Here is a 21,196-nt window from a genome sequence, read left to right as displayed (position 1 = left end):
AGGCGAGGCGTACGATGAGCAAAGAAGTACTGCTGGTTGTTGAGTCGGTGTCCAATGAAAAGGGCGTTCCGGCAGATGTGATTTTTGAAGCGCTAGAGTTGGCCTTGGCCACAGCTACAAAAAAACGCTTTGAAGATGAGGTTGAGCTGCGTGTAGAGATCAACCGTCACACGGGTAACTACGAGACTTTCCGTCGCTGGACAGTGGTCGAAGACGAAGATCTTGACGATCCGGCATACGAGCTGGCTGTCGATCAGGCTCAAGAAAAGAAGCCGGGCGCTGTAGCCGGTGACCTGATCGAAGAAAAAATCGAATCCATCGAGTTCGGTCGCATCGCGGCGCAGACTGCCAAGCAAGTCATTGTGCAGAAAGTTCGTGAAGCCGAGCGTGCGCAAGTGGTTGACGCCTATCGTGAACGATTGGGCGAAATCATCTCCGGCACTGTCAAGAAGGTCACGCGTGACAACGTCATCGTTGACCTGGGTAACAACGCCGAAGCGCTGTTGGCTCGTGAAGACATTATTTCCCGCGAAACCTTCCGTGTAGGTGTCCGTCTGCGGGCGCTGCTGAAGGAAATTCGCACAGAAAACCGTGGTCCGCAGCTGATCCTGTCGCGTACGGCGCCAGAGATGCTGATCGAGCTTTTCCGCATTGAAGTGCCGGAAATCGCTGAAGGTCTGATCGAGGTGATGGCTGCCTCTCGTGACCCGGGTTCGCGTGCAAAAATCGCTGTTCGCTCCAAGGACAAACGAATCGACCCGCAAGGCGCCTGTATCGGCATGCGTGGTTCGCGAGTTCAGGCTGTTTCGGGCGAACTGGGTGGCGAGCGAGTGGATATCGTCCTGTGGGACGACAATCCGGCTCAGTTCGTCATCAACGCGATGTCCCCTGCTGAAGTGGCGGCAATCATTGTTGATGAAGACGCCCATGCAATGGACATCGCGGTCGGTGCCGACAACCTGGCGCAGGCCATTGGTCGTGGCGGTCAGAACGTGCGTTTGGCTAGCCAGTTGACTGGCTGGACCCTGAACGTGATGACCGAATCGGACATCCAGGCCAAGCAGCAAGCAGAAACCGGCGACATCCTGCGCAACTTCATCGACGAGCTGGAAGTCGACGAAGATCTGGCGCAAGTGCTGGTAGATGAAGGCTTCACCAGCCTGGAAGAGATTGCCTATGTACCGGTGGAGGAGATGCTCAACATCGACGGCTTTGACGAGGAAACCGTCAACGAGCTTCGTGCTCGGGCCAAGGATCGTTTGTTGACCAAAGCCATCGCTACAGAGGAAAAGCTGGCAGACGCCCATCCGGCCGAAGACCTGCTCTCACTTGAGGGTATGGACAAGGATTTGGCGATGGAACTGGCGGTGCGCGGCGTAATTACCCGCGAAGACCTGGCCGAGCAGTCTATTGACGATCTGCTCGACATCGACGGCATTGATGATATTCGTGCCGGCAAGTTGATCATGGCCGCCCGAGCCCACTGGTTCGAGTAATTAGGCGCGGCCTGAGGAGAGAAGTGCATGACGCAAGTCACGGTGAAACAACTGGCCGATGAGGTCAAAACACCGGTAGAGCGCCTGTTGCAGCAGATGCGTGAGGCAGGTCTGCCGCACACCGCCGCCGAAGAAAAAGTGACTGAAAGTGAGAAGCAATCGTTGCTGACTCACTTGAAAAGCAGCCACAAGGCGAAAGTGGAAGAACCACGCAAGATCACGCTGCAGCGTAAAACCACCAGCACCCTGCGTGTTGCTGGCAGCAAAAGCATCAGCGTTGAAGTACGCAAGAAGAAAGTATTCGTGCAGCGCAGCCCGGAAGAAATCGAGGCCGAGCGCAAGCGCGAGCTTGATGAACGTCGCGCCGTAGAAAATGCTGCACGTCAAAAGGCTGAAGAAGAAGCCAAGCGCCGCGCCGAAGAAGAAGCGCGTAATCAGCCTTCAGCTCCTGCCGCCGTTGCTTCTGAAGCAGCAGCGCCAGCGCCGGTTGCCGAACCTGTTCAGGAAGCACCTGTTGCTGCCCCTGCTCCAGCTCCGGTTGCTGAAGTACGCAAACGTGACGAACAGCGTCGTCCGGACAAACCGCGTAGCGATGATCGCAACGCTCGTGGTGGTGATGGCGATCGCAAGAACGCTCCGCATCGCGCCTCTGTTAAAGAGAAAGCTCCAGCGCCACGCGTTGCTCCGCGTACCACTGATGAAGAAAGCGATGGCTTCCGTCGTGGTGGTCGTGGCAAGGCCAAGCTGAAGAAGCGTAATGCTCACGGTTTCCAGAGCCCTACCGGCCCTGTGGTTCGTGACGTGAAAATCGGTGAGACCATCACTGTCGGCGACCTGGCACAACAAATGTCGGTCAAGGCAGCTGAGATCATCAAGTTCATGTTCAAGCTGGGCACTCCTGCCACCATCAACCAGGTTCTGGATCAGGAAACTGCTCAACTGGTTGCTGAAGAGCTGGGCCACAAAGTGACCCTGGTCAGCGACACTGCCCTGGAAGACTCCCTGGCAGAATCGTTGAAGTTCGAAGGTGAAACGTTCTCCCGTGCTCCGGTTGTGACCGTAATGGGCCACGTTGACCACGGTAAGACTTCCCTGCTCGACTACATCCGCCGTGCCAAGGTTGCTGCTGGCGAAGCGGGTGGCATTACTCAGCACATCGGTGCTTACCACGTTGAAACCGAACGCGGCATGGTTACCTTCCTCGATACCCCGGGTCACGCCGCGTTTACCGCAATGCGTGCTCGTGGTGCCAAGGCGACTGACATCGTGATTCTGGTCGTTGCTGCTGATGACGGCGTGATGCCACAGACCATCGAAGCCGTGCAACACGCCAAGGCTGCCGGTGTTCCACTGGTTGTCGCAGTGAACAAGATCGACAAGCCGGGCGCTGACCTGGACCGCATCCGCAGTGAACTGTCGGTTCACGGCGTGACCTCCGAAGAGTGGGGCGGTGAAACGCCGTTCGTTTCGGTCTCCGCGAAGATGGGTACCGGTGTTGACGACCTGCTCGAAGCAGTTCTGTTGCAGGCTGAAGTCCTGGAACTGACTGCAACACCTTCGGCTCCTGGCCGTGGTGTTGTTGTTGAGTCGCGTCTCGACAAGGGCCGTGGTCCGGTCGCTACTGTTCTGGTTCAGGACGGTACGCTGCGTCAGGGCGACATGGTGCTGGTTGGTTCGAACTATGGCCGCGTTCGCGCCATGCTCGACGAGAACGGCAAGCCAATCAAGGAAGCAGGTCCAGCCATTCCGGTCGAGATTCTCGGCCTGGACGGTACACCGGACGCTGGTGACGAGATGAGCGTAGTTGCCGACGAGAAGAAAGCCCGTGAAGTGGCTCTGTTCCGTCAAGGCAAGTTCCGCGAAGTCAAACTCGCCCGTGCTCACGCTGGCAAGCTGGAGAACATCTTCGAGAACATGGGGCAGGAAGAGAAGAAGACGCTTAACATCGTCCTCAAATCCGACGTCCGTGGTTCTCTGGAAGCTCTGCAGGGCGCATTGAACGGCCTGGGTAACGACGAAGTGCAAGTGCGCGTAGTCGGCGGCGGTGTCGGTGGTATCACCGAGAGCGACGCTAACCTGGCGCTGGCTTCCAACGCTGTACTGTTCGGCTTCAACGTGCGTGCCGATGCTGGCGCTCGCAAGATCGTCGAGCAGGAAGGTCTGGATATGCGTTACTACAACGTGATCTACGACATCATCGAAGACGTCAAGAAAGCCCTCACCGGTATGCTTGGCAGCGACGTTCGGGAAAATATCCTCGGTGTTGCTGAAGTACGTGACGTGTTCCGTTCGCCGAAGTTTGGCGCGATCGCTGGTTGCATGGTTATCGAAGGCGTTGTCTTCCGTAACCGTCCGATTCGCGTACTGCGTGAAGACATCGTTATCTTCGAAGGCGAGCTGGAATCCCTGCGTCGCTTCAAGGATGACGCTTCCGAAGTTCGTGCCGGCATGGAATGCGGTATTGGCGTCAAGAGCTACAACGACGTCAAAGTCGGTGACAAGATCGAAGTCTTCGAGAAGGTCCAAGTGGCTCGCAGCCTCTAAGTCGCGAGATATAGGAGCCATGGCAGGTCTTCGCATGCAAATGCCGCAGACCCTGTCATGGGCTCAACACGCAACGCCCGGTCCGACATCTGTCAGGCCGGGCGTTTGCCGCTTTCAGACCGCGAGGGTTTCGCCCCCGGTCAGTATCAGGTAGCAAAACCATGGCAAAAGAATATAGCCGTACCCAACGCATTGGCGATCAGATGCAGCGTGAGCTGGCTCAACTGATCCGTCGCGAAATCAAGGACCCGCGTGTCGGTCTGGTCACCATCACCGCTGTTGATGTCAGTCGTGATGTGGGTCATGCCAAGATCTTCATGACCGTCATGGGTCAGGACAGTGCCGAAGAAATCTCGCAGACCATCAAAGTGCTGAACTCCGCTGCTGGCTTCCTGCGTATGCAACTGGCCCGTGAAATGAAGCTGCGCAGCGTGCCTCAGTTGCACTTCCACTATGACGAAAGCGTCGTCCGTGGTGCGCACCTGTCGGCACTGATCGAGCGCGCTGTCGCCGAAGACGGTCAGCATGCCGGTGACGCGCCGCAAAGCACCAAGCCAGAAAGCAACGAGGAATAAGGCGTGGCTCAGGTCAAGCGCATTCGTCGTAACGTCAGTGGGATCATCCTGCTCGACAAACCTTTGGGCTTCACTTCCAACGCCGCCTTGCAGAAGGTGCGTTGGTTGCTCAATGCCGAGAAAGCTGGTCACACTGGCAGCCTCGATCCGTTGGCCAGCGGCGTACTGCCGTTGTGCTTTGGTGAGGCCACCAAGTTCTCGCAATACCTGCTCGATTCAGACAAGTCCTACGAAACTTTGGCGCAGCTGGGTAAAACCACGACTACCGGCGATGCCGAAGGTGAGGTTTTACAGACGCGTCCTGTGACCGTTGGTCGTGCCGATATCGAGGCGGTTTTGCCTGAATTTCGCGGTGAAATCAGTCAGATACCTCCGATGTACTCCGCGCTCAAGCGTGACGGGCAGCCGCTCTACAAGCTCGCCCGTGCCGGGGAAGTAGTGGAGCGTGAACCGCGTTCTGTTACTATTGCGCGCCTGGAATTGCTCGAAAGTGATGCAGACACTGCGCGCTTCTCGGTCGATTGCAGCAAAGGTACATATATACGTACCTTGGTTGAAGACATTGGTGAGAAACTGGGATGCGGTGCTTATGTCGCGCAACTGCGTCGTACACAGGCCGGACCTTTCAGCTTGACCCAGACGGTCACCTTGGAAGAGTTGGAGCAGGTGCACGCCGACGGCGGTAATGAAGCGGTTGATCGCTTCCTGATGCCATCGGACAGCGGTTTGCAGGACTGGCCGTTATTGCAGTTTTCGGAACACAGTTCGTTTTACTGGTTGCATGGTCAGCCAGTAAGGGCACCGGATGCGCCGCAGTTCGGCATGGTTCGGGTGCAGGATCACAATGGTCGCTTCATCGGTATCGGTGAAGTGAGCGAAGACGGGCGGATCGCGCCACGTCGTTTGATTCGGTCAGAATGACCGAACCTCGGGTCATGTGAATGATCCGGGAGAGGATGGCTGTTAACAGGCACGGTCATTCCTCATCTTTTAATACAAGGGTTTGCCCTTGGCCTGTTGAAACCGCTCTTCGGAACGGTTTCCTGATAAAAGGATTGCCCACATGGCACTCAGCGTTGAAGAAAAAGCTCAGATCGTAACCGACTACCAGCAAGCTGTTGGTGACACTGGTTCGCCAGAAGTGCAAGTTGCACTGCTGACCGCCAACATCAACAAACTGCAAGGCCACTTCAAGGCCAACGGTAAAGATCACCACTCGCGTCGTGGTCTGATCCGTATGGTAAACCAGCGTCGCAAGCTGCTGGATTACCTGAAAGGTAAGGACGTTAGCCGTTACAGCGCCCTGATCGGTCGTCTGGGTCTGCGTCGCTAATAACGACTCAGATAGAGGTTGGTTGTCTGCCGTCGTCTTACCGGTTATTTCGGTAAGGCTGGCAGGCTCCCAGCCTCTAGTTGTATCTGGACAGTCGTGGGGCCGATTCCCCGCACCGCCCAAGAATTCGCAAGAAACCAGTTCCCCAAGAGCCACAAAGAAGGTAGGAAACCGTGAACCCGGTAATCAAGAAATTTCAATTCGGTCAATCGACCGTAACCCTCGAGACTGGCCGTATTGCCCGTCAAGCTTCTGGTGCTGTATTGGTCACCGTTGACGATGACGTCACCGTACTTGTGACTGTGGTCGGCGCCAAGACAGCAGACCCAAGCAAAGGCTTCTTCCCTCTTTCCGTGCACTACCAGGAAAAAACCTACGCTGCAGGTAAAATCCCTGGTGGCTTCTTCAAGCGTGAAGGCCGTCCTTCCGAAAAAGAAACCCTGACTTCGCGCCTGATCGACCGTCCGATCCGTCCGCTGTTCCCAGAAGGCTTCATGAACGAAGTGCAGGTTGTCTGCACCGTCGTTTCCACCAGCAAGAAAACCGATCCGGACATCGCTGCGATGATCGGTACTTCGGCTGCCCTGGCTATTTCCGGCATTCCTTTCGACGGCCCGATTGGCGCTGCTCGCGTTGCTTTCCACGAAAGCACCGGTTACCTGCTGAACCCGACTTATGAGCAACTGAAGGCTTCGAGCCTGGACATGGTCGTAGCCGGTACCGAAGAAGCCGTTCTGATGGTTGAATCGGAAGCCAAAGAGCTGACCGAAGACCAGATGCTGGGCGCTGTACTGTTTGCCCACGACGAATTCCAGTCGGTGATCAAGGCTGTCAAAGAACTCGCCGCCGAAGCTGCCAAGCCTACCTGGGCCTGGGAAGCCAAGCCAGAAGCCACTGCGCTGCTGGGCGCTATCCGTGCCGAATTCGGCGACGCGATCTCGCAGGCTTACACCATCACTGTCAAAGCTGACCGCTATGCGCGTCTGGGCGAGCTGAAAGATCAGATCGTTGCCAAACTGGCCGTTGAAGAAGGCAGCCCGTCTGCCAGCGAAGTCAAAGCGGCTTTCGGCGAAATCGAATACCGCACCGTTCGCGAAAACATCGTTAACGGCAAGCCACGTATCGATGGTCGCGACACTCGCACTGTGCGTCCGCTGAACATCGAAGTCGGCGTTCTGCCGAAGACTCACGGTTCGGCTCTGTTCACCCGTGGCGAAACCCAGGCACTGGTTGTTGCCACTCTGGGTACTGCACGTGATGCACAGTTGCTCGACACCCTCGAAGGCGAGAAAAAAGACCCGTTCATGCTGCACTACAACTTCCCTCCGTTCTCGGTGGGCGAGTGTGGTCGTATGGGCGGCGCTGGTCGTCGTGAAATCGGTCACGGCCGTCTGGCTCGTCGTTCGGTTCAGGCCATGCTGCCTGCTGCTGACGTGTTCCCGTACACCATCCGTATCGTTTCGGAAATCACCGAGTCCAACGGTTCCAGCTCCATGGCTTCCGTTTGCGGTGCTTCCCTGGCACTGATGGACGCTGGTGTACCGATGAAGGCTCCTGTTGCCGGTATCGCCATGGGTCTGGTTAAAGAAGGCGAGAAGTTCGCCATCCTGACCGACATCCTGGGTGACGAAGACCACCTGGGTGACATGGACTTCAAAGTAGCGGGTACCGCCAAAGGTGTTACCGCGCTGCAGATGGACATCAAGATCAAAGGCATCACCGAAGAAATCATGGAAATCGCTCTGGGCCAAGCCCTTGAAGCGCGCCTGAATATCCTCGGCCAGATGAACCAGATCATTGGTCAGTCGCGTACCGAACTGTCGGAAAACGCTCCGACCATGATCGCGATGAAAATCGACACCGACAAAATCCGTGATGTTATCGGTAAAGGCGGCGCGACCATCCGTGCGATCTGTGAAGAGACCAAAGCTTCGATCGACATCGAAGACGACGGCTCGATCAAGATCTTCGGCGAAACCAAGGAAGCAGCTGAGGCAGCACGTCAGCGCGTTCTGGGTATCACCGCTGAGGCTGAGATTGGCAAGATCTACGTCGGTAAGGTTGAGCGTATCGTCGACTTCGGCGCATTCGTCAACATCCTGCCTGGCAAGGACGGCCTGGTTCACATCTCCATGCTGAGCGATGCTCGCGTTGAGAAAGTGACTGACATCCTGAAAGAAGGCGAGGAAGTCGAAGTGCTGGTACTGGACGTCGACAACCGTGGCCGTATCAAGCTGTCGATCAAAGACGTTGCCGCTGCAAAAGCATCGGGCGTCTGATCTATCGATCAGTAAGCTGTGAAAAAAGGATCCTTCGGGATCCTTTTTTTATGTGTGTAATTAAGTAGTTACGGAACTTTGTTGCGATGTGGGTAAAGCATGCATCTTGCACGCGAAAGTATGGGCGAGCGGGCAATCTGCACGATTCCGGAAATTAGATAATTCAGTAACTTATTGATTTATATAGATATTATTCTTCGCGATAAACTGGCACACCGCTTGCGATATATACCAGTAACCCTGCTGCCACTTGCTGGCGCAGTTTCTGAGAAAAACAGGAGTTACTCGTATGAAGAAGTTCGCTATTGCTGCTGCCACCGCTACTGCACTGACTCTGACTATGGCCAACGCTGCCTTCGCTCAGACTTCCGCTACCCCAATGGTTGTAGCTGCTAACACCACTACTCAAGAAGTGAAACAAGACACTTCTGATACCTGGATCACCACCAAGGTTAAAGCTGATCTGCTGACCGAAAAAGGCATCCCAGGTTCGGACATCAAGGTAGAAACCAAGAACGGCGTGGTTTCCCTGTCCTCCGAGGTTAAAGTAACCGAAACTCAAAAAACTACAGCTGTTGCCATCGCCAAGAAAATCAAAGGCGTTAAAGGCGTTACCGCTGAAGCTCTGAAAGCTGAGTAATCAGACATTCATCGCTGAACGAGTAAAAGGATTGGCGGGTAACCTGGATGGGTAACCGCTGATTCTGGAAAGGTTCATGCGAAGGACCACAAGGATGTGGTCATTAAAAGCCCCGGCGGAAACGTCGGGGCTTTTTCTATTGGTGTGGCCCTACTCGACGTGGGACCGGCTTTAGCCGGGAAGGCAGCATTCAGAGTGATACAAATGCGACGGCTGTGCGGGCCTCTTCCCGGCTAAAGCCGGTCCCACGTCTGAACGCGGTATTCCCTAATTCCCCCGCTTGCTGTCGATCCTTACCAGTCGACCGCCCTCAAAGCGCAGGTATTGATACATGCCGTGGTCTGGTCCGTAGATCCACTCTTCTATTCTCACCTGCTCAGACTGGCGATAATTGCCGCTGAAGGTCTCCTTGGAGCCAATAACTTCCTGGCTCACCGGTGCGCCGCACTTTTGCTGTACTTCAAACGCACGATCACCGGCGCTGATGAGCTGACTGCCGCAGCGCAAGGTCGAAGCCTCAGCAGAAGAGCAAACCGCAAGCAAGGCGAAGCATGACATCAAATAGGTGCGCATAGTTACTCACTGTCCAGATGCAATGGGCTGATCACGCTGCCGTCTTTCTCTGCCTGACCCAGCCTGGCATCTACAAAGTAGACGCGCTCGTCTTCGAGCTTGCCCTTATCTACCAGATAATCCTTGATGCTGCTGGCTCGGTTCTGCCCCAGTTCGCGCAAGAGTACTTCGTTGCCGCTCCAGAACTGAATAATCTCGGCGCGCATCTTGTTCGAGCGTTCTTCCTTACCCAGATCCGCCCATTGTGCTGCCGGCTGTTTTTTCAGGCGAGCACGATATATACCTTCCAGCATTGGCGCTTTTTCGCTGTCAGGCACATCAACCATGGCCGCCCTGGCCGGGACCTTGTCGCCGCGTCGCTGGAGGATCTTGTAGTAGGTGTACTGGTATTCGCGTTCGAGCCGCTGCTGGGCGAGGAACGGGCCATCGCTGCTCGCTGCGCTGGTGCCTTCAATCTCAAGACGCAGGGTAGGGCGTTCCTTGAGGGCTGCTGCGAGTTTATCCAGTGCTTTCTGAGTGTCCGGGCTCAAGTCAGTGGCACCTGGCGCAAACCTGACGCTGCTCAGGTCCTCAGAGCCTCCACCGCTGACCAGTCCGCCAATGAACTTGAATGGCGCAGCGGCGGCACGGACCACCAGATTACGCAGGGTCTGCCAGACAATCGGCATGACGCTGAACTGCGGGTTGTTCAAATCCCCTGAGACCGGCAACTCAATGGATATCTTCCCGTTCGTGTCCTTGAGCAGGGCGACCGCCAGCTTGAGTGGCAGATCTACTGCGTCAGGGCTATCCACCTTCTCACCCAGTTCCAGCTGCTCAACCACAACCTTGTTTTCAGCCTGCAGTTGGCCTTTGGTGATCTTGTAATGCAGGTCCAGATTGAGGCGACCCTTACGTATGCGATATCCGGCAAACTTGCCCGAATATGGCGTGAGCGTGGTCAGCTCCACCCGTTTGAAGCTGGTGGCGATGTCCAGCGCCGACATCGGATCGAAAGGGTTCAAGCTGCCTTTGATGGTCACTGGTGCATAGCGATCGACCTTGCCGTCGACATTTACGGTGGCGGGATTGGACTGGCGATTATCCAGCGTGCCGATACGACCGTTGAGTTGCTGAATGGCTGTTGCGAAGTTCGGTGTCAGGCTGAAATCCGCGAAGTTGGCTGAGCCGTCATTAATATTCACTTCGCCGATCCGAATGCCCAGCGGCTTTTCCTTGCTGGCTGACGCGCTGGTCTTGGCGGCCGGTGTCTTATCCGCCGGTTGCGGGATCAGCAGGTCATCGATGTTGGTCGTCCGGTCATTGTTAATCATGAAGCGGGCGTAAGGCTGCTCCAGATTGACCTTGGCGATATTTAGCGCGTTGCCATGCTCATAGTTGAGGCCTTCCAGCGTCAGCTTTTGCCACTTGAGGAAGTCGCGTTTTTTCAGCGTATCCAGCGTGTGCAACTGCTCGACCTGCGCTTTGCCGTTGATGCTGAACGCCAGTGGCTCAGTGCTTTTGAGATCGACGGCCAGATCGCTGCCCAGCATGCCGCTGCGCAGTTCCAGTTGAATGAACGGGCTGATGTAGGCCTGAGCAACACGCAGGTCGATATCTTTGGTGGCGACCTGCAGTTTTGCGCTGACCGGATTCAGATTGACGTCACCTGCGGCGGTAATCTTGCCTTGCTTGCCTACGCCGGTATCGAGCTTCAGGGTAAACGGTGATTTGTTCAGGCTATCGAAGTTCTGCAGGTCCAGATTCAACGGGCCGAGATCCAGTGCTACCGGCTCTTTCTGGCTGCGGTCTGCAAGGTGAACCTGATAATCACGCAGTTGCACGTCTTTGAGCAGTACCTGCCATGGCTTGGAGGCTTCAGCAGGTTTAGCGGCTGGAGGTTGAACGTCCACTGTAGCGGGTGCAGGTGCGGCCTTGTCGTCCACCGCTGGTTTCGGTGCAGGCGTAGCGGCGGGTTTAGCCGCAGGTTTGGCAGGCTGACTGGCAAACAGCTTTTGCCAGTCCAGCTGACCATCAGCCTCCAGCGCTGCCCAGGTTTCCAGTTTGGTGCTGCGAATCTTGCCGACAGTGACCAGTTGTTTGGCCAGGTCGATTGAGCTGTCGGTGACATCGAGACGCTGCAAGCGTGCCAGCGGACGCCCATCGGGAGCGTCGATGGCGAACGGCGCAATGCTGAGCGCGGTGTTTGTCAGTTTGAGTTCGGTTTCTTTCGAAAGATTGAGCGAATAGGCGGTGCTGAAATTGAGCAGGCCGTCTTTCAACACCAATGGCACCGCATCACGCACATAAGGCCACCAGACTTTCATCTTGCCGTCGGTGACTTTCAGTGTGCCTTCAGAGGTAATCGGCACCAGACTGATGCGTCCGACCCAGTCGATCTGCCCACCTTCGGGGCCCGCAGCAACCAAGGTCATGTCCGCGTTGTCTTCGGGCAGTGTGCTGAGGTTTTTTAGCTCAAGGTTCAACTTGTCGTAAAGAAACTCGATCGGTTCGCTGGGCCGCAGGTCCTGAAAATGCACGTAGCCTTCAGCCAGCTTGATCTCATCGATACGCAGCGGGAAAGGCTTGCTGGCGGGTTCATCAGGGACTGCTGGTTCGCTCGGCGGCAAATTGAACAGTTGAGTCAGGTTCAGGGTGCCGTCCTTGCCGAACAACAGTTCTGTCTTGGGCTTGACCAGCTCAACGGCCTGCAAGTGCAGGGCTCGAGTCCACAGGCTGTCGATCTGCAAATTGGTGTAGAGCTTTTCGAAACCGACTTGCTCTTTGCCCGGGGCGCCGATATTCAGACCCCATAACGTCAGCTCGAGGCTATAAGGATTGAACTCAATACGCTCTAGACGTGCCGGGACTGTGGAATAGGTGGCCAGTTGTTGGTTGGCAATGCGCAAACCAACTCCGGGCAAAATCAGAAAGCCTAGGACGCTATAAAGTCCGAAGACGACCAGTAAGGTGCCAATCGTGCGTATCAATCCTTTGGACATGTGAGGCGTCGTCTCTCTTTATCGGACTTTATGGGAGCTCCTTGGAGTATGGCATGCCAATCTGGTTCCGAAGGCACTGCCTCGCCATGTCGTAGGATATTTCCCTAAACTCCGTAAGGTAATCAGAGTTGCAAGATCAGGGTCTTCAGCGGTGGCTGATTGTCCATTGAAGGGAAGTCAGCCGCTGGCTGCATGATCTGCCAATCGCGGACCGGGCGGCCACTCTTGGTGGCGCATCGCAATACCTGCTCGCGCCAATCCTCCATGCTGACTTTTGCCAGATTGTTGCAGCAAATCAGTACGCCATTCTCGGCGGTCGTCAGTAGCGCTGGCTTGAGCAGGCTTTGATAGTCGCGCAGCAGGTCTACTGTTCCGAAAGCGCTTTTCGCCCACGCGGGCGGGTCGAGCAGGACGAGGTCGTACTGGCGCTGTTCGAGTTTGACGTAATCGGGCAGTTTTTGACCGCGTCGCTGCGTGATGGGCAAGCCAGCCAATTGGCGTATCGCCGGAAAATAATCGGACTGAATGAAAGACATACCGGGTAGTTGCGGATTAAGTGCGCCGTTTTCGCGACCGACTGCCAGGTTGCCTTCGGCGAAGTCCAGGTTACATACCTCCCTGGCACCGCCCGCTGCTGCACTCAGACCCACCCCGCAGGTGTAAGCAAACAGGTTGAGCACGCTTTTGCCTTGGCTGTGTTGTTTGACCCAACCCCGTGTATTGCGAAGGTCCAGAAACAGCAGCGGATCCTGCCCGGCGTGTCGTCCACGCACGCGGTAATTGAGGCCCCATTCGTGGCCGATCAGGTCTTCAAGCGCTGCGGGTTCGGCTTTGTAGACCGTGTCTTCGCGGTCAATCCGTGAGTTGCCCTGGGAGCGATCGTTGTAAACCAGCAAAAAATCCAGACCCAGTCGGGTATTCACGGCAGTGTGCAGCTCAAGCAAAGTGTCGCGCTCAAGGCGAGTATGAAAGCTTTGCACCAGCAATTGTGGGCCGTAACGGTCGATGGTCAGGCCGCTGGCGCCTTCCTGGCTGCCGTGGAACAGCCGATAACAATCCGTGCCTTGCTGATGCAGCTCGGCAAGCAAAGGTTGACGGTTATCGAGGGCGACGCTGAGCGCCTGAATCAAGGAGGACATGCAAAGCGCCTTGGCTGGATGTAGGCGCGGCAGTTTATCAGGTAAGGCCTGATTTCAGGTTGTGAATACAATCCTTGTGAGCAGGGCTTGCCCGCGATGCATATGTCGCAATTCGAAGGCAGACCGACTTATCGTTTATCGTCGGAATGCCGCCCAGACCAAGCTCTGCTCCCACAATTTGTATTTCAATTCAGCTTTCGATTATCGCGCCAACGCCAGCGCTACGCCCTGTCCGCCACCGATACATAGCGTCGCGAGGCCTTTTTTGGCGTCGCGTTTGATCATCTCGTGGAGCAGAGTGACCAGTACACGGCAGCCTGATGCACCAATCGGATGACCCAACGCGATAGCGCCGCCGTTGACGTTGACGTTGGCCATGTCCCAACCCAGTTCCTTGCCGACTGACAGCGCTTGCGCGGCGAAGGCTTCGTTGGCTTCGATCAGCTCCAGTTGCTCAATCGACCAGCCGGCTTTGTCGAGACAGCGACGAGTCGCGCTGACCGGGCCAATGCCCATGATCGCCGGGTCTACACCCGCATTGGCGTAGGCGGCGATTCGCGCCAGTACTGGCAGGCCCAACGCTGCAGCCCTGGACGCACTCATCAGGATCACCGCAGCTGCGCCATCGTTGAGCGAAGACGCATTACCAGCCGTTACCGAGCCGTCTTTCTTGAAGGCAGGTTTGAGCTTGCCCAGGGTTTCGGCGGTGGTGCCTGCGCGTGGTTGCTCGTCTGTTGCAAAGGCAACCGGGTCGCCTTTGCGCTGGGGAATCAGAATCGGTGTGATCTCGTCGACGAAGCGCCCACCTTCAATTGCGGCCATAGCTTTCTGCTGAGAAGACGCGGCGAAAGCATCTTGGGCTTCGCGGCTGATTTCGTACTTGTCGGCCAGGTTCTCAGCAGTGATGCCCATGTGATAGTCATTGAATGCATCCCACAAACCATCGCTGATCATGGTGTCCACCAGCGTGCTGTGGCCCATGCGCAGACCGGTTCGAGCACCGGGCATGACGTAGTTGGACAAGCTCATGTTTTCCTGACCGCCGGCAATGATCACTTCGGCATCGCCGCAGCGGATCGCCTGGGTCGCCAGATGCAGTGCCTTGAGGCCCGAGCCGCAGACTTTATTAAGGGTCATTGCCGGGACGGCAAATGGCAGGCCCGCTTTGATCGCCGCCTGGCGCGCCGGGTTCTGCCCCGCGCCCGCAGTGAGCACCTGGCCCATGATGACTTCATCGACCTGTGCGCCATCCAGCCCGGTCTGCGTCAGAAGCTGGCGGATAACCGCTGCGCCCAGATCGACTGCGGATACATTCGCCAGTGAACCCTGGAAACTCCCGACAGCGGTACGAGTGGCGGCAACGATAACGACGTCTTGCATGGCGCGGATCCTCATTCTTATTGGGTTTTACGTCAGGCCAGAGCAGGTGGCCTGATTCGTTGTGATCAGGAAGGCATGTTGGCACAGAAGGCGGGCCAGCTTCCAACCGAGAACTGCCCGGTTCTGGTTCTGTGATTACAGCCCCATTCGCCGTCGTGCCCGATGAATGGAGGCATTGCGAACCGCCCAGCGCAACACCGGCGCGCTGCGTTTTACCCCTGCGCGGATCATGCGGCGCTTGAGTGCGGTTTGCTGCACCCCCAGCATGTCGCTCGCCCAGTGCGGTAACAGATCAATGCCCGCCTGCATCATCAGCGCGCCCATGGGCTTGGCCAATAAGCTCGGCGCGGGCGCATTCAGCAGAATTTGCAGCACTTCCCGGCTGCGCATGTCGCACAGCAACTGAGGCCGTATCTGTTCGAGATATTCAGTAATGGCCCGTACCGAGCGGGGCACGTTCCGGGCGCCTAAACGTTCTGCGATCACGGCAGTTTCGTCGTAGTACTTATCCTGATCTGCCAATGACAATTCCGGATTCAGGTAACGAAGATGCGCCGCGAGGAAGTTGCTGACTTCGGCCACGTGCACCCACGTCAGCAGATCCGGATCACTTGCAGCGTAAGGTCGGCCATCCGGCGCTGTACCGGTAACGTGTAAGTGGATGGTCCGGACTTTATCGATCAGCCAGTTGGCGTCGTGGGTAGAGCCGAACGTGGTGCCCGAAATGAACTGCCCGGTGCGCCGCAGCCGACCGAGCATGTCCTGGCGAAAGTTGGAGTGATCCCACACACCAGCCAACGCCAAGGGATGCAGGGCTTGCAGCATCAGCGCGCTGATGCCGCCGATCAACATGGAGGGGAAGTCGCCATGTACTTGCCAGCAAATGGCTTCTGGCCCGAACAGACCCGGATCGCCCTTGGGATTTTCCAGATCGAGTTGGCCAAGTGACAAGCCCGTAAGGCTCATCACCTGGGTTTCGATACGACTGCGGATGAATTCCATGGGGGCTCGTTAACACGCTTTCAGGAGTGGTAAAGGCGATAGCAGGACAAGCTCATACCCGTGAGAGCGAGGCTTGCCCGCGATTCCGGCGCTGCGGCTGTTCAGGCAGGTTGTGTAAACCTTCATCGCGAGCAAGCTCGGCTGCCACAGGGTATTTAATTTCAATTCGAGAGCATGGTCGTTGCCGCACTCCTTGGCAGCGACCATGCCCCGCTTCGCTCAACGATTCAAGCGTTTGTCGATCAGCCCCTCTACCACGCTGGGATCAGCCAGGGTCGAGGTGTCTCCCAGGGAGTCGAGTTCATTGCAGGCGATCTTGCGCAAAATGCGCCGCATGATCTTGCCCGAGCGGGTTTTCGGCAGGGCCGGAGCCCACTGAATCAGGTCCGGTTTGGCAAAGCTGCCGATTTCTGTGCTGACATGGGCCAGCAATTGTTTCTTCAACTCATCGTTGGCATCGACCCCGTCCATCGGCGTGACAAAGGCATAAATGCCCATGCCTTTAACGTTGTGCGGATAACCGACCACAGCGGCTTCGGCGATGCTGTCGTGCAGCACCAGCGCGCTCTCGACTTCTGCCGTGCCGATGCGGTGGCCAGACACGTTGATCACATCGTCAACACGGCCGGTGATCCAGTAATCGCCATCTTCATCGCGTCGCGCGCCGTCACCTGTGAAGTAGTAGCCGGGGAAGGGCTTGAAGTAGGTGTCGATCATGCGCTGATTATCACCATAAACACTGCGGATCTGCCCCGGCCAACTGGCTTTGATCACCAGCAGCCCGCTGGTCGGGCCCTCGATCACTTTGCCTTTTTCGTCCAGCAGAACGGGCTGCACGCCAAACATCGGTTGGGTCGCGCAACCCGGCTTGATTGGGCTGTTGCTGATCAGCGGGGTCATCATGATGCCGCCGGTTTCGGTCTGCCACCATGTATCGATAATGGGGCAGCGCTCTTTGCCTACCTCACGGAAATACCATTCCCACGCTTCCGGGTTAATCGGCTCGCCGACGCTGCCGAGCAGTCGCAGGCTTTCACGGGAAGTGGATTGCAGCGGTTTCGGACCTTCACGCATCAAGGCCCGCAAGGCGGTTGGCGCTGTGTAGAAGATATTGACCTGATGTTTGTCGATGACCTGCCAGAACCGCGAAGCGTCGGGATAGTTGGGCACGCCCTCGAACATCAACGTGGTCGCGCCGTTGGCCAGCGGTCCGTACGCGATGTAGCTGTGGCCAGTGACCCAGCCGACGTCGGCGGTACACCAGAACACCTCGCCATCACGGTAGTCAAAAGCGTACTTGAAGGTCATGGCGGCTTGTAGCAGGTAGCCGCCGGTGGTGTGCAGCACGCCCTTGGGTTTACCAGTGCTGCCGGAGGTATAGAGAATGAAGAGCGGATCTTCGGCGTCCATCTCTTCGGGTGGGCAGTCGTCGCTGACGCTGGCCAGGCTTTCGTGATACCAGATGTCCCGGTCGGCCACCCAGTCGACTTTGCCCTTGGTTCGCTGCACCACCAGGACGGTGCTGACGTTCGGGCAGCTTTGCAGCGCCTTGTCGACGTTTTGTTTCAGCGGGACTTGCTTGCCACCGCGTACGCCTTCGTCGGCGGTGATCACAGTGCGGCAGTCGGCGTCGAGAATTCGGTCGCGCAGGGCTTCAGGCGAGAAACCCCCGAACACCACAGAATGCACTGCGCCAATGCGCGTACAGGCCAGCATTGCGTAGGCGGCTTCGGGGATCATTGGCATGTAGATGCAAACCCGATCGCCTTTTTTAACGCCACGGCTTTTCAGCACGTTGGCCAGTCGGGCGACGTGGTGGTGGAGCTGTTTGTAGGTGATTTCAGCGGAGTCGGCGGGATTGTCGCCTTCCCAGATAATCGCAGTCTGGTCGCCGCGATTCTTCAGATGGCGGTCGATGCAGTTGTAGCTGACGTTGAGTCTGGCGTCTTTGAACCATTGGGCTGAGCCCGTTTTGATGTCGGTTTCCTGCACGGCGCTCCAGGGCGCAAACCAGTCGAGAAACTGTTTGGCCTGCTCGGTCCAGAATTGATCGGGCTGCTCAATGGATTGGCGGTACAAGCGCTGATAATCAGAATGGCTGAGTTGTGCAGCCTGGCGCACGGCTTCTGCCTTGGGGAACTTGCTGATGTCGAACATGACGGTTCCTTATTCTTGTGGAGTCATCAAAGAATAGGAGCTTGTTGGGGCGGGGTGGGTTCAATTGGGTAGGGATGACACGTGCCCGCTCTGTAGGAGCTGCCGAAGGCTGCGATTGGCTGTGTGTCAGGCAGGCCGCCTTCGCAGCCTTCGGCAGTTGCTACAGACGTTGCGTTATTGTTACGAACGCTAACGAAATGGGCGAAATATAGGCCGATTCCGACAGACTTCTCCCTTTCCTCTGAGTGAAGTTTCCTAGAAAATCCTGACCCCTTGCGTGGGTGGATTTTGCTCTCTAGGCTGCGCCGGTCACTGCTCATCAGTGATCGGGTTTAGCAGCCTGTTTCGCAATTTCTACGACGCGCTTTACCGCTTATGGCGGCTTTGCGTGGGGCACTTTCGAGTGCGCCGGTTTTGTAGGTTGCGCCGGTCTGCTAACCCGCGACAAAGTCGCCACCCTTGTTTGTTTAGCAGCGAATATCCGGTGGCCTTAACGTGAGGCAACCTATATGAAAAAAGTAACGCCGGATCCACCAGACATTTCCCTCGAAGAATCCCTGCTGCACGTCAGCGAACTCCTGCGTTGCGCCGCCGCAACGGCGTACGAGTCCGGTGACAGCCTCAACGGCCCGAAGCGCGACCTGGCGTTTTCGGTAGTGCATTTGATTGGCATGGCCAGAACTGAACTAGATCGCTCGTTGGCGCGGGTTGAGGCGCTCTGAACCCGGCGCAGGAAGCAAACTTACGACGTGGGACCGGCTTTAGCCGGGAAGAGGCCAGTACAGTTGACACATTTGTATTGTTAGAAAGACCGCTTTCCCGGCTAAAGCCGGTCCCACGTCGTACATCTGCTTGCAGGTGTAAAAAACAAAACCCGCCGTCTCTTGCGAGAGCAGCGGGTCTGGGTGTTGCTTGAGGCCAATCAGCCGCGGTGACGGCCGCGGAAGTAGTTGATCAGGCCTTGGGTCGATGCATCGTCGGCAGGTTCGTCGGTGCCGCCGGTCAGACGCTGGTAAACAGCTTTACCCATTTCCTTGCCCAGCTCCACGCCCCATTGGTCAAAGGCGTTGATGCCCCAGACCACACTCTGCACGAACACCTTGTGTTCATACATAGCCACCAGCGCACCCAGGCGGCGAGGGCTGATGCGCTCGACCACCAGGGTGTTGCTCGGACGGTTACCTGGAATGACCTTGTGCGGTGCAAGCTTCTGCACATCGTCTTCGCTCAGGCCTTTGTCACGCAGTTCGGCTTCGGCTTCGGCGCGGGTCTTGCCGATCATCAGGGCCTGGCTCTGGGACAGGCAGTTGGCGTACAGCCACTGATGGTGATCGGAAACCGGGTTGAAGCTGACAATCGGCACGATGAAATCAGCCGGGATCAGTTGGGTACCTTGGTGCAGCAGCTGGTGATAAGCATGCTGACCGTTGCAACCTACGCCGCCCCAGATCACCGGGCCAGTGTCAGTCAGCGCAGGCGTGCCATCCTGACGGACGCTTTTACCGTTGGATTCCATGTCCAGCTGTTGCAAGTGCTTGGTGATGTTACGCAGGTAGTGGTCGTAAGGCAGGATCGCGTGGCTCTGCGCGCCCCAGAAATTACCGTACCAGACGCCCAGCAAGCCCAACAGCACCGGCATGTTCTGCTCGAAAGGTGCAGTCAGGAAATGTTGGTCCATGGAATACGCACCGGACAACAGTTCCTTGAAATTGGACATGCCGATGGCCAGCGCAATCGGTAGGCCAATGGCCGACCACAGCGAGTAACGACCGCCAACCCAGTCCCACATCGGGAAGATGTTCTCTTCGCGGATCCCGAACGCCACCGCTGCAGCGTTGTTGCTCGACACGGCGATGAAGTGACGATACAGCTCTGCCTCGGAACCGCCTTGTGCCAGATACCAGGCACGCGCTGCGCTCGCGTTTTTGAGGGTTTCCAGCGTGGTAAAGGTTTTCGACGATACGATGAACAGCGTCGTCTCGGCGCGCAGCTTCATGGTCAGCTCGTGGAATTCACTGCCATCGATGTTCGCCAGATAATGGCAGCGCACGCCTTTTTGCGCGTAGGACAGCAGCGCTTCAGACACCAGCTCAGGACCGAGGAACGAACCACCAATGCCAATGTTCACCACGTCGGTGATCGGCTTTTCGGTGTAACCGCGCCACAGGCCATCGTGAATGCGCCCGACCAGATCAGTCATCTGGTTGAGTACTTTGTGCACTTCAGGCATCACGTTGACGCCGTTGACCTGCAGCTTGTCGCCCACCGGACGACGCAATGCGGTGTGCAGTGCCGGACGGCCTTCGGAGGAGTTGACCAGTTCGCCGTCGTACTGCGCCTTGATGGCGTCTTTGAGGCCCACTTCATTGGCCAGCTTGACCAGCAAGTCGCGTGTTTCGGTGTTGATCAGGTTTTTCGAGTAATCGAGAAACAGTCCGCAACTGCTCAGGGTGAATTGGCTGAAACGCTGCGGGTCAGCATTGAACGCTTCGCGCATGCTGAAATCCTGCATGGCTTGGCGGTGTTGGTTCAGCGCCTGCCATGCGGGCAGGGCGGTCACGTCAGAAGGGGTGCGGTAGTACGCCATCGCTGCGGGTTTCCTTGTACTTGGAACTGGCTAAACACTGAAAGCGAAGATAAGCAGACTTTTTAATCGTGGCACCAAGACTAAACATAATGTGCGGCTGTGTCTGCGCCTGAACTGCTTGGTGCCCGGTACTATTTCACACGTTGCTGTCTGTTGGATGAACAGCAACCATATTTGGTGCGTCAGGCAACCGGTACGAATAGGGCATTGCGGGTGTGGCTAAGTTCATTGCTGTAGGACCACCTTCAGCCGGGAGAGGGCCGATACTTCGCTGCACATACTTCGTGGGAGCAATGTCCTCGCGGCTAAAACCACTCCTGTCAAAAAAATATAACTGCCTGATTTGGAATGCTTTTTACTGTAGGAGCTCACGAGCGCCGCGAGGCAGCGACAGCGATCTGCCTGATACACCGCCATCGCGGCCTCGCGGTGCTCGTGCGCTCCTACAGGTCATGTGTATACCCCGAGACAGCGCGGTGCCATGGACACCGGGGCCGCTCCTACGAGGAT

At 56.8% G+C, this 21,196-nt stretch carries 15 protein-coding genes; 8 read left to right on the top strand and 7 right to left on the bottom strand.

The features are described 5' to 3' along the window. The first annotated feature begins 14 nt into the window (after positions 1-14). The 7 genes from nusA to AUC60_RS10470 all read left to right on the top strand — a co-directional run bounded on the left by nusA (position 15) and on the right by AUC60_RS10470 (position 8,867). The gene (nusA, locus tag AUC60_RS10500; RefSeq protein ID WP_087266486.1) at positions 15-1,496 is read left to right on the top strand and encodes a transcription termination factor NusA; all 1,482 of its coding nucleotides are present in this window, start codon (positions 15-17) and stop codon (positions 1,494-1,496) included. 27 nt (positions 1,497-1,523) lie between these two features. Next, positions 1,524-4,040: a translation initiation factor IF-2 gene (infB, locus tag AUC60_RS10495; RefSeq protein ID WP_087266485.1), complete on the top strand. Its 2,517-nt coding sequence runs from the start codon at positions 1,524-1,526 to the stop codon at positions 4,038-4,040. Between the two features lie 161 nt (positions 4,041-4,201). Further along, the gene (gene rbfA / locus AUC60_RS10490) at positions 4,202-4,615 is read left to right on the top strand and encodes a 30S ribosome-binding factor RbfA (protein ID WP_087266483.1); all 414 of its coding nucleotides are present in this window, start codon (positions 4,202-4,204) and stop codon (positions 4,613-4,615) included. A 3-nt stretch (positions 4,616-4,618) separates the two neighbouring features. Continuing rightward, positions 4,619-5,536, top strand: coding sequence for a tRNA pseudouridine(55) synthase TruB (gene truB / locus AUC60_RS10485; protein WP_087266481.1), 918 nt, complete (start codon positions 4,619-4,621; stop codon positions 5,534-5,536). 142 nt (positions 5,537-5,678) lie between these two features. Beyond that, complete coding sequence (gene rpsO / locus AUC60_RS10480) at positions 5,679-5,948, top strand: 30S ribosomal protein S15 (RefSeq protein WP_002555121.1); 270 nt, start codon at positions 5,679-5,681, stop codon at positions 5,946-5,948. A gap of 173 nt (positions 5,949-6,121) precedes the next feature. Beyond that, on the top strand, positions 6,122-8,227 hold the full coding sequence (gene pnp / locus AUC60_RS10475) for a polyribonucleotide nucleotidyltransferase (RefSeq protein WP_087266479.1): 2,106 nt from the start codon (positions 6,122-6,124) through the stop codon (positions 8,225-8,227). A gap of 289 nt (positions 8,228-8,516) precedes the next feature. Then, complete coding sequence (locus AUC60_RS10470; protein ID WP_087266477.1) at positions 8,517-8,867, top strand: BON domain-containing protein; 351 nt, start codon at positions 8,517-8,519, stop codon at positions 8,865-8,867. A 267-nt stretch (positions 8,868-9,134) separates the two neighbouring features. Here AUC60_RS10470 and AUC60_RS10465 read toward each other — a convergent pair whose 3' ends face one another. The 6 genes from AUC60_RS10465 to acs form a co-directional block, all read right to left on the bottom strand. After that, positions 9,135-9,440: a DUF2845 domain-containing protein gene (locus AUC60_RS10465; RefSeq protein WP_087266474.1), complete on the bottom strand. Its 306-nt coding sequence runs from the start codon at positions 9,438-9,440 to the stop codon at positions 9,135-9,137. A 2-nt stretch (positions 9,441-9,442) separates the two neighbouring features. Continuing rightward, positions 9,443-12,421 (bottom strand): DUF748 domain-containing protein, encoded by a 2,979-nt coding sequence (locus AUC60_RS10460; protein ID WP_087266472.1) that lies wholly within the window; start codon positions 12,419-12,421, stop codon positions 9,443-9,445. A 122-nt stretch (positions 12,422-12,543) separates the two neighbouring features. Next, a complete protein-coding gene (locus AUC60_RS10455) occupies positions 12,544-13,560 on the bottom strand; it encodes a class I SAM-dependent rRNA methyltransferase (protein ID WP_087266470.1) in 1,017 nt (338 codons plus the stop codon). A gap of 201 nt (positions 13,561-13,761) precedes the next feature. Next, positions 13,762-14,940: an acetyl-CoA C-acetyltransferase gene (locus tag AUC60_RS10450; protein ID WP_087266468.1), complete on the bottom strand. Its 1,179-nt coding sequence runs from the start codon at positions 14,938-14,940 to the stop codon at positions 13,762-13,764. A gap of 135 nt (positions 14,941-15,075) precedes the next feature. After that, a complete protein-coding gene (locus AUC60_RS10445) occupies positions 15,076-15,942 on the bottom strand; it encodes an oxygenase MpaB family protein (RefSeq protein ID WP_087266466.1) in 867 nt (288 codons plus the stop codon). Between the two features lie 219 nt (positions 15,943-16,161). Beyond that, on the bottom strand, positions 16,162-18,099 hold the full coding sequence (gene acs, locus AUC60_RS10435; protein WP_087266462.1) for an acetate--CoA ligase: 1,938 nt from the start codon (positions 18,097-18,099) through the stop codon (positions 16,162-16,164). A 509-nt stretch (positions 18,100-18,608) separates the two neighbouring features. Here acs and AUC60_RS10430 point away from each other — a divergent pair. Further along, positions 18,609-18,821, top strand: a complete 213-nt coding sequence (locus AUC60_RS10430; RefSeq protein ID WP_087266460.1) for a DUF6124 family protein — start codon at positions 18,609-18,611, stop codon at positions 18,819-18,821. A 200-nt stretch (positions 18,822-19,021) separates the two neighbouring features. Here the strand turns inward: AUC60_RS10430 and pgi are convergent, their stop codons facing one another. Beyond that, entirely contained in the window at positions 19,022-20,686 is a 1,665-nt protein-coding gene (pgi, locus tag AUC60_RS10425; protein WP_087266458.1) for a glucose-6-phosphate isomerase, read from the bottom strand. Positions 20,687-21,196: the final 510 nt, after the last annotated feature.

It is taken from the genome of Pseudomonas caspiana (genome assembly GCF_002158995.1).
GTDB lineage: Bacteria > Pseudomonadota > Gammaproteobacteria > Pseudomonadales > Pseudomonadaceae > Aquipseudomonas > Aquipseudomonas caspiana.
The sequence above is the reverse complement of the archived record's forward strand: the minus strand, read 5'-3'. Positions and strand labels throughout refer to the sequence as shown.

Bases quoted from the DNA above. Each gene is read 5' to 3' on its own strand.
- rbfA (WP_087266483.1), top strand. From the start codon at position 4,202: ATGGCAAAAGAATATAGCCGTACCCAACGCATTGGCGATCAGATGCAG.
- pgi (WP_087266458.1), bottom strand. From the start codon at position 20,686: ATGGCGTACTACCGCACCCCTTCTGACGTGACCGCCCTGCCCGCATGG.
- AUC60_RS10465 (WP_087266474.1), bottom strand. From the start codon at position 9,440: ATGCGCACCTATTTGATGTCATGCTTCGCCTTGCTTGCGGTTTGCTCT.
- acs (WP_087266462.1), bottom strand. From the start codon at position 18,099: ATGTTCGACATCAGCAAGTTCCCCAAGGCAGAAGCCGTGCGCCAGGCT.
- rpsO (WP_002555121.1), top strand. From the start codon at position 5,679: ATGGCACTCAGCGTTGAAGAAAAAGCTCAGATCGTAACCGACTACCAG.
- AUC60_RS10460 (WP_087266472.1), bottom strand. From the start codon at position 12,421: ATGTCCAAAGGATTGATACGCACGATTGGCACCTTACTGGTCGTCTTC.
- infB (WP_087266485.1), top strand. From the start codon at position 1,524: ATGACGCAAGTCACGGTGAAACAACTGGCCGATGAGGTCAAAACACCG.
- AUC60_RS10470 (WP_087266477.1), top strand. From the start codon at position 8,517: ATGAAGAAGTTCGCTATTGCTGCTGCCACCGCTACTGCACTGACTCTG.
- nusA (WP_087266486.1), top strand. From the start codon at position 15: ATGAGCAAAGAAGTACTGCTGGTTGTTGAGTCGGTGTCCAATGAAAAG.
- AUC60_RS10455 (WP_087266470.1), bottom strand. From the start codon at position 13,560: ATGTCCTCCTTGATTCAGGCGCTCAGCGTCGCCCTCGATAACCGTCAA.
- AUC60_RS10450 (WP_087266468.1), bottom strand. From the start codon at position 14,940: ATGCAAGACGTCGTTATCGTTGCCGCCACTCGTACCGCTGTCGGGAGT.
- AUC60_RS10430 (WP_087266460.1), top strand. From the start codon at position 18,609: ATGAAAAAAGTAACGCCGGATCCACCAGACATTTCCCTCGAAGAATCC.
- AUC60_RS10445 (WP_087266466.1), bottom strand. From the start codon at position 15,942: ATGGAATTCATCCGCAGTCGTATCGAAACCCAGGTGATGAGCCTTACG.